General features: G+C 54.7%; 16 protein-coding genes. 6 read left to right on the top strand and 10 right to left on the bottom strand.

What is annotated here, in order from left to right:
- Window positions 1–109: 109 nt before the first annotated feature.
- From dusC to GBC03_13645, 6 genes are all read right to left on the bottom strand, one after another.
- Window positions 110–1,048: a tRNA dihydrouridine(16) synthase DusC gene (gene dusC, locus GBC03_13670; protein QFS73995.1), complete on the bottom strand. Its 939-nt coding sequence runs from the start codon at window positions 1,046–1,048 to the stop codon at window positions 110–112.
- Window positions 1,049–1,206: 158 nt separating this feature from the next.
- Window positions 1,207–2,400: a 3-hydroxybenzoate 6-monooxygenase gene (locus GBC03_13665; protein QFS71184.1), complete on the bottom strand. Its 1,194-nt coding sequence runs from the start codon at window positions 2,398–2,400 to the stop codon at window positions 1,207–1,209.
- 14 nt (window positions 2,401–2,414) lie between these two features.
- Window positions 2,415–3,059: a maleylacetoacetate isomerase gene (maiA, locus tag GBC03_13660; protein QFS71183.1), complete on the bottom strand. Its 645-nt coding sequence runs from the start codon at window positions 3,057–3,059 to the stop codon at window positions 2,415–2,417.
- Window positions 3,060–3,067: 8 nt separating this feature from the next.
- Window positions 3,068–3,769: an FAA hydrolase family protein gene (locus GBC03_13655; protein QFS71182.1), complete on the bottom strand. Its 702-nt coding sequence runs from the start codon at window positions 3,767–3,769 to the stop codon at window positions 3,068–3,070.
- Between the two features lie 14 nt (window positions 3,770–3,783).
- Window positions 3,784–4,821 (bottom strand): gentisate 1,2-dioxygenase, encoded by a 1,038-nt coding sequence (gtdA, locus tag GBC03_13650; GenBank protein QFS71181.1) that lies wholly within the window; start codon window positions 4,819–4,821, stop codon window positions 3,784–3,786.
- An 11-nt stretch (window positions 4,822–4,832) separates the two neighbouring features.
- On the bottom strand, window positions 4,833–6,191 hold the full coding sequence (locus GBC03_13645) for an MFS transporter (protein ID QFS71180.1): 1,359 nt from the start codon (window positions 6,189–6,191) through the stop codon (window positions 4,833–4,835).
- Between the two features lie 126 nt (window positions 6,192–6,317).
- On the opposite strand from GBC03_13645, the gene GBC03_13640 reads away from it, so the two are divergent.
- The 6 genes from GBC03_13640 (at window position 6,318) to GBC03_13615 (ending at window position 10,639) form a co-directional block, all read left to right on the top strand.
- On the top strand, window positions 6,318–7,226 hold the full coding sequence (locus GBC03_13640; GenBank protein ID QFS71179.1) for a LysR family transcriptional regulator: 909 nt from the start codon (window positions 6,318–6,320) through the stop codon (window positions 7,224–7,226).
- A gap of 131 nt (window positions 7,227–7,357) precedes the next feature.
- Window positions 7,358–7,756, top strand: a complete 399-nt coding sequence (locus tag GBC03_13635) for a hypothetical protein (protein QFS71178.1) — start codon at window positions 7,358–7,360, stop codon at window positions 7,754–7,756.
- On the top strand, window positions 7,753–8,448 hold the full coding sequence (locus GBC03_13630) for a CidB/LrgB family autolysis modulator (GenBank protein QFS71177.1): 696 nt from the start codon (window positions 7,753–7,755) through the stop codon (window positions 8,446–8,448). Before GBC03_13635 ends, GBC03_13630 begins: the two co-directional genes overlap by 4 nt.
- A 129-nt stretch (window positions 8,449–8,577) precedes the next feature.
- Complete coding sequence (cdd, locus tag GBC03_13625) at window positions 8,578–9,462, top strand: cytidine deaminase (protein QFS71176.1); 885 nt, start codon at window positions 8,578–8,580, stop codon at window positions 9,460–9,462.
- A gap of 215 nt (window positions 9,463–9,677) precedes the next feature.
- Window positions 9,678–10,397, top strand: coding sequence for an outer membrane permeability protein SanA (sanA, locus tag GBC03_13620; GenBank protein QFS71175.1), 720 nt, complete (start codon window positions 9,678–9,680; stop codon window positions 10,395–10,397).
- A gap of 2 nt (window positions 10,398–10,399) precedes the next feature.
- Window positions 10,400–10,639, top strand: a complete 240-nt coding sequence (locus GBC03_13615; protein QFS71174.1) for a DUF2542 family protein — start codon at window positions 10,400–10,402, stop codon at window positions 10,637–10,639.
- Between the two features lie 49 nt (window positions 10,640–10,688).
- Here the strand turns inward: GBC03_13615 and mglC are convergent, their stop codons facing one another.
- The 4 genes from mglC to galS form a co-directional block, all read right to left on the bottom strand.
- Window positions 10,689–11,699 (bottom strand): galactose/methyl galactoside ABC transporter permease MglC, encoded by a 1,011-nt coding sequence (mglC, locus tag GBC03_13610; protein ID QFS71173.1) that lies wholly within the window; start codon window positions 11,697–11,699, stop codon window positions 10,689–10,691.
- 15 nt (window positions 11,700–11,714) lie between these two features.
- Window positions 11,715–13,235 carry a galactose/methyl galactoside ABC transporter ATP-binding protein MglA gene (mglA, locus tag GBC03_13605; GenBank protein QFS71172.1) on the bottom strand — a complete coding sequence of 507 codons (1,521 nt, stop codon included), beginning with the start codon at window positions 13,233–13,235 and terminating at the stop codon, window positions 11,715–11,717.
- A gap of 67 nt (window positions 13,236–13,302) precedes the next feature.
- The gene (gene mglB / locus GBC03_13600; GenBank protein ID QFS71171.1) at window positions 13,303–14,301 is read right to left on the bottom strand and encodes a galactose/glucose ABC transporter substrate-binding protein MglB; all 999 of its coding nucleotides are present in this window, start codon (window positions 14,299–14,301) and stop codon (window positions 13,303–13,305) included.
- A gap of 294 nt (window positions 14,302–14,595) precedes the next feature.
- Window positions 14,596–15,621, bottom strand: coding sequence for an HTH-type transcriptional regulator GalS (galS, locus tag GBC03_13595; protein ID QFS71170.1), 1,026 nt, complete (start codon window positions 15,619–15,621; stop codon window positions 14,596–14,598).
- Window positions 15,622–15,736: the final 115 nt, after the last annotated feature.

Here is a 15,736-nt window from a genome sequence, read left to right as displayed (position 1 = left end):
ACCCGTTGTGGTGACCTGTTTTTTAGTTACGCGTGGCATAACATCTTCGGCAATGAAAAGTCACAACTGGAAAAATATATTCCAGAAGAATATAAACACGCCAAAAATACTAAATTTCAATCGACTGAATCGCGCGGGCAATATCCGCTGAATTATTTAACGCGCGAATATCCTGAAAGACGTCCGTGGCCTCACGGTATTCCTTACGCAAATAACCCAGCCACTGTTTAATGCGCGCGACGTGATACAACCCGGTGTCGCCCTGTTTTTCCAGACGGGTATATTTTTTCAGCAGCGCAACCACCTGCGGCCACGGCATTCGCGGCTCGTTGTACTTCACCACCCGGCTAAGGTTAGGAATGTTTAATGCCCCGCGACCAATCATAACCGCATCACAGCCGCTGACAGCCAGACACGCCTGCGCGCTCTGCCAGTCCCAGATTTCACCGTTGGCAATCACCGGAATCGACAGACGCTCGCGGATTTCACCAATCGCCTGCCAGTTGATATGCTCCGCCTTATAGCCCTGCTCTTTAGTGCACCCGTGCACGACCAGCTCGCTTGCCCCGGCCTGCTGGACGGCATCCGCAATCTCAAACTTCTTGTCGCCGCTGTCCCAGCCCAGACGCACTTTCACCGTCACCGGCAGATGCGCAGGCACGGCTTCACGCATCGCTTTCGCGCCCTGGTAGATGAGTTCAGGATCCTTCAGTAACGTTGCGCCACCGCCGCTGCCGTTCACCATTTTAGACGGACAGCCGCAGTTGAGATCAACGCCGTAAGAGCCGAGTTCCACAGCGCGAGCCGCATTTTCCGCCAGCCACTGCGGGTACTGCCCCAACAGTTGCACGCGCACTAAGGTGCCGGAAGGCGTCCGACTGCCGTTGAGCAGCTCGGGGCAGAGACGATGAAAGACCTTTACCGGCAGGAGTTGATCCACCACGCGTACAAACTCGGTGATGCAGAGATCATAATCATTCACTTCCGTCAGAAGTTCGCGCACCAGTGAATCGAGCACACCTTCCATCGGCGCCAGTAAAACACGCATATCGTCATCCGCAAAAAAAAGAGGCGCTATCATAGCGCCTATCCGGGATGAGCAAAACCTTTTGCAAGGGTGGCGGTACAAAGCGCCTTATCCCGCCGGCACCCCATCATGGCGGTAGGCCGGGCAAGCGAATCGCCCCCCGGCAAAGGCCCTTATTCTCAGCGCGGCAGAAGACAGTTATCTTCTTTCCAGCCGTACAGCCATTCCATGCCGCGATAAAACTCCGCCTGCGATTTGCCTTTCCACAACAGATTACGCACCTGGCGCTCCACGCCCGCCGCATGATACACGCGTCCCATTTCGCGGGTAGACCAGACGATGCGCGCCGTGCGCGGAATGCGCACCGACTCATACAGCGCGAAGGCTTTTGCCGCATCGCCGTCGCATTGCGCCAGCGCTTTGCCCAGCGTGACGGCATCTTCCAGCGCCATACAGGCCCCCTGCGCCATGTACTGCGCCACCGGGTGCGCCGCATCGCCAACCAGCGTGATGCGCTCAGTACCCCATTTTTCTACCGGTTCGCGATCGGCAGTTGACCAGCGACGCCAGGTTGTGGGTTTATCCAGCATCTGCCGGGGGCGCGGATGGATCCCGGCGAAATACGACAGCACCTCTTCCTTGCTGCCGTCTTTAACGCCCCACTCCTCCTGGTGACGACTGTGGAAGGTCACGACCAGGTTGTACTGCTTGCCGCCACGCAGCGGATAGTGCACAAGGTGGCAGTGCGGCCCGGCCCAGAGTACCGGCGCGTTAATGCGCAGGTCTTCCGGCATATCCGCACAGTCAATAACCGCGCGGTAGACCACGTGCCCGGTCACGCGCGGCGAATCGCCCAGCAGACTCTGACGCACTACCGACTTCACGCCGTCACAGCCAACCAGAATATCGGCGGTCCAACTGTTACCCTGCTCATCAAATACCGTCACGTCGTCTGCCGTCTGGCGAATATCGACCACGTTGGTCGAGGTCCGGTACTCAACATTCGGATGGGTCAGAACCGATTCCCAGACGGAAGCGTGGATATCAACCCGGTGGATAACCGCATACGGACCGCCAAAGTGGTCGCGAAAGTCCTGTCCGGTTTCGATGCGCACCACTTCTTCCGCGTTCACAGCGTCCATCATGGTGATGTGATCGGTAAACACCGCGCGTGAACGCGCCACTTCGCCGACGCCGAGACTGTCCAGCGCTGAGAAGGCGTTTGGACCGAGCTGAATGCCCGCGCCAATTTCGCCAATTTCATGGGCTTTTTCCAGCAGCATCACCTTGATACCCTGACGTGCCAGCGAAAGCGCGGTGGCTGCTCCGCCAATTCCGCCGCCGACAATAATTGCTCTCATCACTTTAGCCATTGTCATTCTCCTTCTCAGGCTGAGATTTTATCTTGTTGATTTTCGGGGGCTGCGGCGATGAACGCCGATAGCTGTGTACAGGCGTCATACACGGCTTTGCAGCGCGGATAACCGCTCAGATCGCACCCCATTCTTAACGCATTCGCCCATTGTGGGACCAGGCAGCAGTCGGCAAGCGTTGGCGCATTGCCCACGCAGTAGTTCTGCGACTGGCTCTGACGCAACAGCTGTTCGACGGCGCTTAACCCCTGCTGGATCCAGTGCGCGTACCAGCGTTTTTTGTCTTCTTCACTGACCTTCAGTTCCTCGCTCAGATAGCGCAGCACCCGCAGGTTGTTCACCGGGTGAATGTCGCAAGCGATGGCATAGACGATTTCCAGCACCTGCGTGCGCGCCGGATCGCTGACGGGCAGCAAGCGCGACTGTGGAAAATGCCGGTCCAGCCAGTCGATGATGGCCAGCGACTGACCGAGCGCTTCGCCGTCATCGGTCACCAGCGTCGGCACCAGCCCCACCGGATTCATCCGCCGGTAGGCCAGTTCGTTTTGTTGACCGATACGAATATTGACGCCCACCGTCTGGTAGTCGATGCCCTTTAATGCCAGCGCGATACGTACGCGGTATGACGCCGAACTGTTAAAAAAACTGTACAGCTTCATACATCACCTCAGACAATCTTCACAGCGACAGGCGTCAACCCGCCCACGCCACCGGTGATCACATCCCCTTTCACCACGGCGCCGACGCCTTCTGGCGTACCGGTGAAGATCAGGTCGCCCGGTTGCAATTCGAAGAAACCGGACAGATAGCTGATCGTTTCATTCACCGACCAGATCAGATGGCGAATGTCGCTACGCTGGTGATCGTCGCCGTTCACCTGCAACCAGATGGGCGCGGAAGTGATATCCGCAATCTCATCCACTTTATGCAGCGGCGCGATGGGCGCAGAGAGATCGAACGCTTTGCCGATTTCCCACGGACGCCCCATCTGACGCATCTCCATCTGGCGATCGCGACGGGTCATATCCAGCCCGGTGGCATACCCCCAGATATATTCATGGGCTTTTTCTAACGGGATATCGCTGCCCTTTTTGCCGATGGCAACCACCAGCTCAATTTCATAGTGATAGTTGTCCGTTTGCGCCGGATACGGCAGCGCTAACGTTTCACCTGCAGCAACCGGCACAACCGCATCGGCAGGCTTACAGAAGAAGAACGGCGGTTCACGGTCAGGGTCGAAACCCATTTCGCGGGCATGGGCGGCATAGTTGCGTCCCACGCAGTACACGCGACGGACGGGGAACTGCGCATCGCTGCCGACAACCGGTACGGTCACGGGGGCCTGTGGGGCAAATACATACTGAGTCATGGCTCTCTCCCAAATTAATAGCGGGCTTCGCGGAACAGCCCGAGGGCTTCCTGTACCGGTCTGTCCGAAAAGCTGAATAAAACGGTCTCATCGGTGGTTTTGAACGACACGCCGTGCCAGGTCGGAACCACAAAAATATCTTTGGCTGAAAAATGGAAGGTCTCGTTGCCGACGGTGACCTCGCCCGCCCCTTCAACGACGTGGTAAATGGTGCTGTCAGTGGTACGCGCCACCCGCGAGGTAAAGCCTTTTGGCAACAGTTGCAGGAACGTGCCCATCGATGGCATCGGGTAGCCGCCGGTTACCGGGTTGACATAGCGCATCTTGTAGCCATCCCACTCGTCGGCATCGCCCAGACGCGTCAGGTCATGCAGCGCGTCGCGACTGCGGTCATAGCGGTAGTTGAAAATCGGCGATGAGTTGCCTTTCTGATGGCGCAGCGGCAGCATGTTGGCGGCATAGCGCGGCAGGTAGTCACCCTCTTTGCGCGAGACCGGCTGCTGATCTTCCGGGTAATCTTCGGCAAAGCCACAGCCCAAAAGGTTGACCAACGGCAGATCCAGACCGTCCAGCCAGACCACCGGTTCGTCGCCAGGGTTACCGTGATCGTGCCATTGCCACTGCGGGGTCAGAATAAAGTCGCCGGTGTGCATCTGGGTGCGCTCGCCGTCCACGGCAGTGAACGCGCCTTTCCCTTCGACAATAAAGCGTAACGCCGACTGGTTATGACGATGGCTGGGTGCAACTTCACCCGGCATGATCAACTGCAACCCCGCGTAGAGCGTTGACGTGATGGAGGACTGCCCGCGTAACATCGGGTTTTCCAGTACCAGCACGCGACGAATCGCCTCTTTCGCGCCAATCAGGTTGCCGCTTTCCAGCAGCAGCGGGCGAATCTCCTGGTAGTTCCAGTATGCTGGCGCACAGGTTGGATTCGGCGTTTGCGGAACCAGATGATGCAGTGATTCCCACAGCGGGGTCAGGTTCTGCCCCGAAATATGCTGATAAAACTGCTGACGGCTGTTTTTAACATCCTGATTTTGTTCTGACATAGGGATTCTCCTTATTCGTTCACGACGCTTGCGTGCGGCAAGCTATCCGGGACAGAGGCTGACTGGCGGACGACGACTGTCAGTACGGCTAACATCACCGCGCTGATGACCGCTGGAACAGCGATAATGAAAAACAAAGTATCGAAAGAGAAATTCATCGCCATCATCACGCCACCGGAAAGCGACCCGACAATCGCGCCGCAGCGCCCCACCGCGTTGGACCAGCTCACGCCCGTCGCCCGACTCTGTGTGGGATAGAGCGTGGCGGTTAGGGCGTTGAGGCCCACCTGCGATCCGCTGATACCCACCCCGGTACCGAAGATCGCCAGCGCCATCAGCCATAAACCGTTTTCGCTCAGACCAATCATGACGATGCATGCCGCCCCCAGCGCGTAACTCACGGCCAGCACCCGGAACGGATTGTGTTTATCCATCAGCACGCCCAGGGCCAGCGCGCCGAGCGTACCGCCAACCTGAAACGCCGCCGTCACCCAGGAAGCCTGTTGCAGGTCAATCCCTCGATGGTTTAACAGCGTTGGCATCCAGCTCGACAGCAGATAGATGATTAACAGACTCATGAAGAACACCACCCATAACATCAGGGTAATGGGCAACTGACGGCCAACAAACAGCTGGCGAATGCTGCCTTTGGCAATCGCCGCAGCCTCCTGGAGGTAAAACTGCGTATTGTCGTAACGTTCGCCGGTGATCGCGCTGACCGTTCTGGCGATGGTTGCCTGCGGTAGCTGACGGCGTACCTGCCAACGCGGAGATTCCGGCAGGACCGCGAGCAGTACGAAGAACAGCATCAGCGGTAACACGCCACCGAGTACCAGAATTCCGTGCCAACCGATGGCCGGCACCAGTTGCGCGCTGACAATCCCGCCCATTGCGGAACCGAGCGTAAAGCCGCAGAACATCAGGGTAACCAGCGCACCACGGCGACGGGCAGGCAGGTATTCAGAGGTCATTGTGATGGTGTTTGGCATGGCGCCGCCCAGGCCCAGACCGGTCAGAAAGCGCAGGATGACCAGCGTTTGCAGATCTGGCGAAAAGGCGGAAATCAGGCTCAGCGCGCCAAACAGCGCCACGCAGAGCTCAATCACCCGTTTGCGACCGAAACGGTCGGACAGCGGTCCGCAAAGTAAGGCGCCAGCGGTAAGTCCTAACAGACCCGCGCCAAACAGCGGGGCCAGGTCTCCGGCAGTTAACTGCCAGTGGGTACGAATATCGGGTGCGATAAAGCCAATGGCCGCAGTATCAAAACCATCAAGCATGACCACCAGAAAGCAGCAGATGATCACCCGCCACTGTGTCTTGCTGACAGGAGCAGCATCGATCAGAGCTTGTAGTTCACGTCGTTGAGTCATAGTGAATGCCTCGGTGCAGGTAGGGACAGATGTTGTTTTGTTTTTGGTATGTTACGAGTTTGTAGACTGGGCGATAAAATGTACAATGGCATTTCATGCAGAGACATAACCTGGAGGTTATCGCTGATGGCAAACTGGGCGCAAAAACTGAAGCTGCACCATCTGCAAATGCTGGTGGCGCTGGGCGAACAAGGGAATCTCACGCACGTCGCGCGGATGATGAATATCACCCAGCCCGCGCTGTCGAAATGGCTGTCACAGCTCGAAGATGAGATGGGGATCACGCTCTTTGAACGTCACAGTAAAGGTCTGCGCCCCTCGGAAGGCGGCAAGTTGCTGCTGCAACACGCCCAGCGTTTAATCAATGACATGGAACGTTCACAGTATGAAATGGCACGCTTTAAAGAAGGCGGGCTGGTAGGGAGCCTGAAGATTGGCTGCTCGCCGGTGGCGACCGACTGTGTGTCGCAGGCGATCCTCAATCTGCTCGTTGAGATGCCGACGCTGCATCTTAACATTGAAGAAAAGGTCATGACGCCGCTGCTGCACGACCTGCTTGCCGGTTCCGTGGATGTGGTAGTGGGTCGCGTCGGTGGGCGAGCGCTGCAACTTCCGCTCAATTATCAGGTGCTGTATACCGAACCAGTCTGCTTTGTCGCTCGTCCCCACCATCCTCTGGCGAAGTTTGATACCTTGAGCTGGGCCGATCTCGCGCACTGGCGCTGGATTGTCTGGCCGACGGGAACGCCCATCCGCCTGAGTATTGATAACGCGCTGGTCGATAACGGGGTGATGCTGCCGGAAAACACCATCGAATCGGCATCAATGAACGTCAGTACCAACCTGCTGCAAAGCAGCGATATGATCTCTATCCTTTCTTTACGGCTGGCGCAACGCTATGCCAGTCAGGGGCAACTGGTGATCCTGAACCTGCCGAAAATTGAACAAAAGGGCAGCGTGGGTGTGTTCTGGCGCAATAATGAGACGCCGTCCAGCGCGCTGAGTCGTTTCTTACAACTGCTGGCACAAGTTTAGCGTCACGTATTGGGGACATTGCCCAATGTTCCCGCTGTCTATCTTCAGTATGCTAAGAATTCATGATGTGATCGATAGCACGTTTTAAAGTTTAATTGTATGATGAATCCGTCGCTTCAAGGAATTACAACATGAGCAAGACACTGAATATCATCTGGCAATACTTACGCGCTTTCGTGCTGATATATGCCTGTCTGTATGCAGGCATTTTTATTGCGTCCCTGCTGCCCGTCGCCATTTCAGGCAGCATCATCGGGATGCTGATCCTGTTTGTGCTGCTGGCGTTGCAAATCATTCCGGCGAAATGGGTCAACCCCGGCTGCTATGTGTTGATTCGCTATATGGCGCTGCTGTTTGTGCCGATTGGCGTCGGCGTAATGCAGTACTTCGATCTGCTGCGCGCGCAGTTTGGTCCGGTGGTGGTGTCGTGCGCAATCAGTACGCTGGTGGTTTTTCTGGTGGTGAGCTGGAGTTCGCACCTGGTCCACGGTGAACGCAAAGTGGTTGGTCAGAAAGGGTCTAAAGAATGATATCGTCAATCTGGTGGTCTTTACCGCTGACGCTGGCGGTTTTTTTCGGCGCGCGCAAACTGGCTGCACGTTTCAAATTTCCTTTACTGAATCCGCTGCTGGTGGCAATGGTGGTGATTATCCCGTTCCTCCTGCTGACCGGTATTTCCTACGACAGCTATTTTAAAGGTAGCGAGGTATTAAACGATCTGCTGCAACCGGCGGTGGTGGCGCTGGCCTACCCACTGTACGAACAACTGCATCAGATCCGTGCCCGCTGGAAGTCGATTATTACTATCTGCTTTGTCGGCAGTATTGTGGCCATGGTGACCGGTACCTCGGTGGCGCTGCTGATGGGCGCAACGCCTGAAATCGCCGCCTCTGTCTTACCGAAATCCGTCACCACGCCGATTGCGATGGCCGTCGGCGGCAGCATCGGCGGCATCCCGGCGGTCAGTGCGGTGTGCGTGATTTTCGTCGGTATTCTCGGCGCCGTCTTTGGTCATACGCTGTTAAACGCCATGCGCATTAAAACCAAAGCCGCGCGTGGACTGGCGATGGGCACTGCGTCTCACGCCCTCGGCACCGCCCGCTGCGCGGAGCTGGATTATCAGGAAGGCGCATTCAGTTCGCTGGCGCTGGTGATTTGCGGGATTATTACCTCACTGATCGCCCCATTCCTGTTTCCGATTATTCTCGCGGTTGTGGGCTAAAATTTGCGATACGTCGCGCATTTTTAATTTAAGTTTCATAAGTTGCATACACAATGAGATTTAGATCACACATATAGCCGTAACAGGCCCGTACACTACGATCCCAATACATTGTTATGAGGCAACGTCATGCACCCACGTTTTCACACTGCCTTTAGCCAACTTGCAGACAATCTGCAATCAGCGCTGGCACCCATCCTGGCGGATACGCATTTCCCCGCTTCGCTGACGGCTGAGCAGGTTTCAATGCTTAAAAGCGCAACGGGACTGGACGAAGACGCGCTGGCATTCGCGCTGCTGCCGCTGGCGGCGGCCTGCGCCTGTACGCCGTTGTCGAACTTCAACGTCGGCGCGATTGCACGCGGCGTGAGCGGAACATGGTACTTCGGCGCCAACATGGAATTCCTCGGCGCGACCATGCAGCAAACGGTTCATGCTGAACAAAGCGCCATCAGCCACGCCTGGCTGCGCGGCGAGAAAGGCCTCGCGGCGATCACCGTTAACTACACTCCGTGTGGCCACTGCCGTCAGTTTATGAACGAGTTGAACAGCGGACTGGATCTGCGCATTCATCTGCCCGGTCGCGAACCGCATACGTTGCGCGACTATTTGCCAGACGCGTTTGGGCCCAAAGATCTCGACATCAAGACGCTGCTGATGGACGAACAGGATCACGGTTTTGCCCCTCAGGGCGATGCACTGACGCAAGCGGCCATTGCCGCCGCCAGCCACAGTCATATGCCGTACAGCCAGTCACCGAGCGGTGTGGCGCTGGAGTGCAAAGACGGACGCATCTTTAGCGGAAGCTATGGAGAGAATGCCGCGTTTAACCCGACGCTGCCACCGTTGCAGGGGGCGCTGATTCTGCTGAATCTGAACGGCTACGGTTATGCCGATATTCAACGTGCGGTTCTGGCGGAAAAAGCCGACGCGCCGCTGATCCAGTGGGATGCCACCGCCGCTACGCTGAAAGCGCTGGGATGCCATCACATCGATCGCGTGCTACTGGGTTAATTGCCCGATGGCCTCAGCCCCTGGGCCGGAAAAGGTGCTTTCACCGCCATCCGGCCTAATCGCCTGATAGCGCTACGCTTATCAGGCCTGCACTGGTTTTATTCGGCATGACTGCGTATTGCTGAAAATCCCCCCAATCAGACTACTGTTTCTTGCGCTTCGACAGCGGGTACAGTAGCCTGATTGAAATTTCATCCAGTGACAGAGTTTTCTTCATGCTAAAGCGCGTACTCTACAGCCTGTTGGTCCTGATCGGCTTGCTGCTGTTGGTCGTGCTGGGCCTTGACCGCTGGATGAGCTGGAAAACCGCCCCCTATATTTACGATGAGCTTCAGGACCTTCCCTACCGCCAGGTCGGCGTGGTACTTGGTACGGCAAAATATTATCGTACCGGGGTTATTAACCAGTATTACCGCTATCGTATTCAGGGCGCGCTCAACGCCTACAACAGCGGCAAAGTTAACTACCTGCTGCTTAGCGGTGACAACTCGCTGCAAAGCTACAACGAACCGATGACCATGCGCAAAGACCTGATTGCCGCTGGCGTCGATCCTACCGATATCGTGTTAGATTACGCCGGATTTCGCACGCTCGATTCGATTGTTCGCACCCGTAAAGTCTTCGACACCAATGACTTCATCATCATTACCCAGCGCTTCCACTGCGAGCGCGCGCTGTTTATCGCCCTGCATATGGGCATACAGGCGCAGTGCTACGCCGTACCTTCACCAAAAGATATGCTGACGGTTCGGGTTCGCGAGTTTGGCGCACGCTTTGGGGCGCTTGCCGATCTGTATCTGTTTAAACGTGAACCCCGGTTCCTCGGCCCGTTAGTGCCGATCCCCACCCTGCATCAGGTTCCTGACGATGCCCAGGGGTATCCGGCCGTGACGCCAGAGCAATTGCTTGAACTGCAAAAGAAACAAGGAAAATAGACATGGAAGATAAAACGCTTTTTATCGTGATTGGCGTGCTGATGATTGTCGCCTGGACCCTGCGGGAAGGAATTAAAGGGTTACGCTCCGGCGTCGTCGAGAAAACGGTCAAGGGCTCGCAGACACCGCGCCTAATTCAGCGTTCCGCAGAACCTGCCGCTTACTGGAGCTATATTGGCGTCTACTTTGGCCTTTCGGTTGGCGCGCTGCTTGTGGGTATCTGGCTGGTTTTTATCAAATAAAAAACCGGCGCAAAGCTCGTCTGCACCGGTTTGATTCTGCATGGAAGGGTTACTTCTTACGCGCGTATTTCAGTGAATCCAGCGCAACCGCGAAGATGATAATGCCGCCCTTGATGATGTACTGCCAGTACGGGTTAACGCCGATGTAGGTCAGGCCGTAGTTAATGACGGTAAAGATAATCACACCGGTCACCACACCGAACACGGTACCCACCCCGCCGCTAAACGACACGCCGCCGACCACGCAGGCCGCGATCGCATCCAGTTCGTACATGAAGCCCAGGTTGTTGGTCGCCGAACCGATACGCCCCGCTTCCAGCAGGCCGCCGAAGGCATAGAACACACCGGACAGCGCATAGATCATCAGCAGGTTCAGCGCCACGTTCACACCCGACACTTTCGCCGCTTCCGGGTTACCGCCGATGGCGAAAATGTTTTTACCAAAGCGGGTTTTATTCCACAGTACCCAGACAAATGCGACGGCGATCAGCGCATAGAACGTGATATACGAAAGCCGGAAGCTACCCAGTGCGATAAAGCCCTGCGCAAAGGTCGAGAAGCCGCTATCAAAGCCCGAAATCGGTGAGGCCCCCACGAAGTCGTAATACAGGGAGTTAATCCCGTAGACGATAATCATCGTGCCGAGCGTGGTAATAAACGGCGTCACGTTCAGATAAGCGATGATAATTCCGTTCACCAGACCGATGATCGCGCCAATAACGCAGACAATCAGGATAACCAGCGCAATCGGCATGGTTGCCATTTCCGGGAACACTTTATTGACGTTATCCATTGACTGCAGCAGCGTTGCCGCCACCACCGCCGCCAGCCCAACCTGACGACCTGCGGACAGGTCTGTCCCCTGGGTGACAATCAGACCCGCAACCCCCAGCGCAATAATAATACGCACGGAAGACTGGGTCAGAATATTACTTAAGTTAAGCAGACTTAAGAACGTGGGATCCTGGAAAATAATAATGGCCAGCAAGACTAAAAGAACGACGTAAATACCGCCCTCTTTCAGATAAGTAAGAAAACTTTTCTTATTTAACGCACTCATGAGGAGCCCCTAATCTTAAAGGTGCAAAGACGCAAGACGCAGAATTTCGTTTTGCGTTGTCGTTTTTGTATCAACAATTCCAGAAACGAGGCCGTTGCTCATGACCAGAATACGATCTGTTATCCCTAACAATTCCGGCATTTCGGAGGAGATAATAATGATCCCCTTACCTTTTTTCGCCAGTTCCGCAATTAACTGATAAATTTCAAACTTCGCACCGACGTCGATCCCACGGGTGGGTTCGTCGAGCATTAAAATTTCCGGTTGCGTCAGCAGCCAGCGACCAATAACCACCTTCTGCTGGTTACCACCCGAAAGCGAACCAATTTGCGTCTTGTGACCTGGCGTTTTTACCCGCATGGAGTCAATAACCCATTGAGTATCGCTTTTCATTCGCGAGTTATCTAACAGACCGACTTTATTTTTGTAATTCTGAATATTGGAAATTAAGGAGTTGAAACCGATGTCCAGATAAGCATAAATCCCCGTGGAACGACGCTCTTCTGTGACCAGCGCGAAACCGTGGTTAATGGCTTCATTCGCACTATGGTTATTAATCTTTTTGCCGTGTAGCGTAATGGTGCCCGATGATTTCTCACGGATACCAAACAGCGTTTCAACGATGTCAGTGCGCCTGGCGCCGACCAGTCCTGCGATGCCGAGGATCTCGCCTTTATGCAAATCAAAAGAGATATCACGGATAGATGGCTGGCGCAGCGAGGTCAGGTTACGCACTTCCAGAATAACTTCCCCCGGCTCGTTGACTTTATCCGGGAATCGCTGGTTCAGAGAACGACCGACCATCATGGCGATGATCTTGTCCATATCCAGCCCTTCCAGCGGTTGCGTCGCAATCCACTGTCCGTCACGCAGAACGGTAATCTCATCGCACAACTGGAAAATTTCTTCCATTTTGTGGGAGATATACACAATACCGCAGCCACGCTCTTTCAGCTTACGAATAATCGTGAACAGATGGTTGACCTCTTTTTCCGTTAACGAGGAGGTCGGTTCATCCATAATCACAATTTTCGCGTTATACGAAAACGCTTTGGCAATTTCGATCATCTGCATTTGCGACACGGACAATGTCCCGACGCGCGCGCGCGGATCGATATCAATATCCAGCTCATCAAAAATAGCTTTGGTATCACGGTACATTTTTTCCTGATCGACAAACATGCCTTTGGTGGGATAACGCCCCAGCCACATGTTGTCCATTACAGAACGCTGTAATACCAGGTTTAACTCCTGGTGTACCATTGAAATACCATTCTCCAGCGCTTCTTTGGCTGAATGAAAATCGATTTCTTTACCCTGAAATAATATGCTGCCAGAATCTTTTTGATAGATCCCAAAAAGACATTTTAATAGTGTCGACTTTCCAGCACCATTCTCTCCCATTAATGCATGAATCGAATGCGGGCGGACTTTTAAATTAACATTATCAAGTGCCTTAACGCCGGGAAAAGACTTGTTGATGCCGCTCATTTCCAACAAGAATTCGCCTGACGGCTGAGTAATTGTGCTGACCATAATTATACCTTGTTGGCCTCGCAGAGTGCGTGATGAAAGGGCGCGATAATCATCGCGCCCAACAAACTTACTTCTTGGTGAACTCGGCCAGGTTATCTTTATCAACGCCTACGTAAGGAACGCGGACGATTTTATTGTCGATTTTCCACTCAGTGCCGTCAGCTGCACCTTTGCCGTCTGCGAGGTTTTTCGCCAGATCAAAGGTCGCTTTTGCCTGGTTGTTCGCATCGTTCAGCACGGTACCGGCCAGCGCACCGGACTTCACCAGCGCCAGCGCTTCTGGCAGTGCATCGACGCCAAATACCGGTACGCTGGTTTTGTTGTGCGCTTTCAGCGCTTCAACAGCACCCATTGCCATCGCATCGTTGTTGGCGATAACCACTTCAATTTTGTTCGCGTTCGGACCGGAGAGCCACGCGTCCATTTTGTCTTTCGCCATTGCGGTGTCCCACATCGCGGTATCTAACTGCAGCTGCTCGGTTTTGATGCCTTTGTCGTTCAGCTCTTTGATAACGTAAGTGGTACGCGCTTCAGCATCCGGATGACCCGGTTCGCCTTTCAGCAGCACAAACTGAATCTGACCGTCTTTGTTCAGATCCCAGCCCTGGTTTGCCGCCCAGTGTTTAGCGATCAGATCGCCCTGGATAATACCGGATTCTTTGGAGTCAGTACCGACGTAGTAAGCCTTGTCATAGCTGTCCAGGGCTTTACGCGAAGGTTCTTTGTTGAAGAAGACTACTGGCACATTTTGACCGCGCGCTTTCTCGATAACCGTACCCGCCGCCGCCGGGTCAACCAGGTTGATGGCCAGCGCTTTCACGCCTTTTGCCAACAGCACGTCAATCTGATCGTTCTGTTTCGACTGGTCGTTCTGTGAGTCGTTCATCAGCAACTGAACATCTGGAGCCGCTTTCGCGTCTGCTTCGATAGCCTTACGCACCACGGACATAAAGTTATCGTCATATTTGTAGATTGTCACACCGATGCGAGTATCAGCAGCATGCGCAGCCGCGCCGAATAACATGCTTGCCATAACGGCAGAAAGGGTTAACACCTTCTTATTCATGGTAACTCCGGTTTTATTATGCAGGGTAGTACGTAAGATAAATGCCCGGCGGGACAAAACGTTAATGAAGTGTTATGTAAACGCCGAAGCTCATTTTAAAAAAATCTCTCTTCCTTGCCCGGTAACGCTCCAGAAATAGGCTTTAATTTCGCTTAAAGCGACTTTACCTCGGTAAAAGTGATTACTCACAGTTACATCGTAGTTACAGTGCGACAAGCGGTGCCATCATAGCGACGACAATGTTAAGATACTGTGAATTTACTCACATATTGAAAGCGGTTACATCTGGCGAAATCATAAGTTAGTGATCGCCGCCGCATTCTGTCGCACGGCGACCGAATGACGCCGCACGAGGGTCGGCATAAAGCAGTGTGTCGCGGATAAATCCAGCGTTCCAGCCGCGCCCTGCAAGGCAAGTTCTGTTGCCAGTTTTGCCATAGAAGCAATGGGATAGCGCACCGTTGTCAGTTGGGGATCGGTGTAGCGGGCGATGGGAATATCGTCAAAACCGATGATTGAAAGGTGTAAGGGGATGGAAATGCCGTTGTCCTTCAGCGCCGTCAGCGCCCCGGCAGCCATATTGTCGTTATAGGCGAACACGGCGGTTAACTGCAGGTTGCGCCCCAACAACTCCACCATCGCCGCCTCACCGCCCTGCATGTCCGGCGAACCGGTGCCGATCCAACTTTCCGGCGGGACAATGCCCTGCTCTTTGAGCGCGCTGCTCCACCCTTCCCGGCGCATGACGTCATCTTCAATGCGGTGACTGGAGGCCAGATAGCCAATGCGCTGATGACCGTTATTCAATAGCATGCGGGTCGCCATTTTCGCGCCGCTGATATTGTCAAGGCAGACGCAGCGATGGGCGTAGCCAGGGACAATACGGTTGATCAGCACCATACCGGGGATCTGGTCCATAAACTCGCCCAGTTCCCGATCGCTTAACGCTTTCGAGTGAACGATCAAAGCATTACACCGCTGGCGGATCAACACCTCAATGGCGTGACGCTCCTTTTCGGCCTCATGATAGCTGTTGCCGATCAGCACATATTTTTGATGCTGCTGGGCGACCAGATCCACCGCTTTCACCAACGCGCCAAAAAACGCATCGGAAACGTCCATCACCACCACGCCAATCGTTTCACTGACCTGCGTGGCCAGCGCCTGGGCATTGGCGTTTGGCCGATAGCCCAGCAGCGTCACCGCCTTCATTACCGCCTCGCGCGTATCGGGACTGACCAGCGCACTGTTGTTTAATACGCGGGAAACCGTTGCCACGGATACGCCTGCCTGACGCGCCACATCACGAATGGTGATCATATTCACTACCCTGTCTGGAATTGCAGTCACTCACTGCATAACTGGCGGCTATTTTGTCAGCGGAGGGGAAAGGACTACGTGAGTGCGGTCACAGCGATGAAAGCGCTTACATCCA

The sequence above is a fragment of the Citrobacter telavivensis genome, from assembly GCA_009363175.1.
In the GTDB taxonomy this organism is placed as follows: Bacteria; Pseudomonadota; Gammaproteobacteria; order Enterobacterales; family Enterobacteriaceae; genus Citrobacter_A; species Citrobacter_A telavivensis.
This window is presented reverse-complemented; position numbering and strand designations above follow the sequence as displayed.